2 protein-coding genes are annotated in these 1,418 nt (G+C 51.4%); both read left to right on the forward strand.

Annotation, left to right across the window (positions count from 1 at the left end):
• Nucleotides 1-335 precede the first annotated feature (335 nt).
• Entirely contained in the window at nt 336-818 is a 483-nt protein-coding gene (locus tag H8S57_RS16750; RefSeq protein WP_071434879.1) for a ribbon-helix-helix domain-containing protein, read from the forward strand.
• Nucleotides 799-1,418, forward strand: a 620-nt coding sequence (gene mobP3, locus H8S57_RS16755) for a MobP3 family relaxase (RefSeq protein ID WP_369807656.1), incomplete at its 3' end; no start/stop codon positions are given. The genes H8S57_RS16750 and mobP3, both read left to right, overlap by 20 nt.

The following is a 1,418-nucleotide window of genomic DNA, read 5'->3' on the forward strand; positions in this document are numbered from 1 at the left end:
TACCTGCCCGCCCCCCTGCGGGGGCGCCCCGCAACCGGAATCCGCAGGCCACGCCCTGCGGTTCTCGGTTAAGGCAGGAATAGCCGTCATACCTGACGGCGGGCTGACAGCTTGAAAGCCGTGCTTTCAACGGGGTTTTGAGGATTTCAAAGAGTATGATTTTTTGATTCTGGTGTGATTTTTGTCATACCGCACTTTGTATGCGTTCTACCCACCGATTCTAACCATCCTCTGCGTTAGAATGGTTAGAATGGTTAGAATGGTTAGAATGTGAAAAGCATTTTGTCAGAGCGCCGGATGAACCGGCGCCTTTTCTGCTGGAAGGGAGGATTGATTTGAAGGAATCGCCCATAAAAACAGAGCGCAAGACGCTCCATCTGCCGGAGGATACCATTCGGGCGCTCAATAAGCTGGCGGCCAGGAACGGGACGGACTTTTCCAAAGAAGTGCGCAGGGCGATTGACGAATATCTGGATTTGGAAACCACCGCCGAAAATATTGACATGATAAACGGGGTCATCCGGCAGGAACTCAGCGGGCAGCTCAAAGCCCTGGGAAATCGGTTGGCCGGACTGATAAATCGCCTGACGATCATATCGGCTGCGGGCTATTATGCCAACATTGCCATTATTGCAGACCTCATTGACCAAGATCGCTATTCGTCTTTTGAAAAAATTGAGTCGGCGGCCCGAAAGCGGGCATTGGCATTTGCCAATCAGAAAAACGCGGATGCGCTGCGTACTTTCATGGATGACGAGGAAATGCAGAAAGCCATCCATGCCGTACAAGGAGGTTCCCGTGTCGATTCTGATTTATAAGCAGCGCCACCGGCACCCTAACTATAAGAAAACTCCAAAAGGCAACTATGCCCATATCGGCTACATTGTAACTCGTCCCGGTGCCGTGAAGAATGAGGGGATGCGCCACGGACTGTTTGGCAAGCTGGAGCCGGGGGCGGTCAAAGAGTTTGACACCTGGCAGGAAGCCGCCCGCCTGGTTCGGGAGCTTTCCTATCGTCGGGTCAATATGTATCGTGGTATTATCTCTTTTTCACCTGAAACGGCTGCTGAATTGGGACTGTCCGATCATAAAGCGTGGGAGGACTATATTGACCGCCACATTTTGACTCTGGCAAAGTTCAATGGAATCCGGGTGCAGGATTTGCAATGGGTGGCCGCCCACCATAACGAAAAAGGCCATCCCCACATCCATGTGGTGTTCTGGAATAAAAATCAGCGAACAATGGTCCCTTTTGTGCATCCAAGCATCCCGGATAAAATCCGTAAGCAGCTCATTCGGGATACCTTTGCCGAGCGTATCAAAGAGTATTGCGAGGCCAAACAGCGGGCAAAGGAACACCTGTCGGCCATCACAGACGAAATGATTGACGAGTTTGAGAAGTACATGGAGCATCTTCA

It is taken from the genome of Lawsonibacter hominis (assembly GCF_014287895.1).
GTDB classification, from domain to species: domain Bacteria; phylum Bacillota; class Clostridia; order Oscillospirales; family Oscillospiraceae; genus Lawsonibacter_A; species Lawsonibacter_A hominis.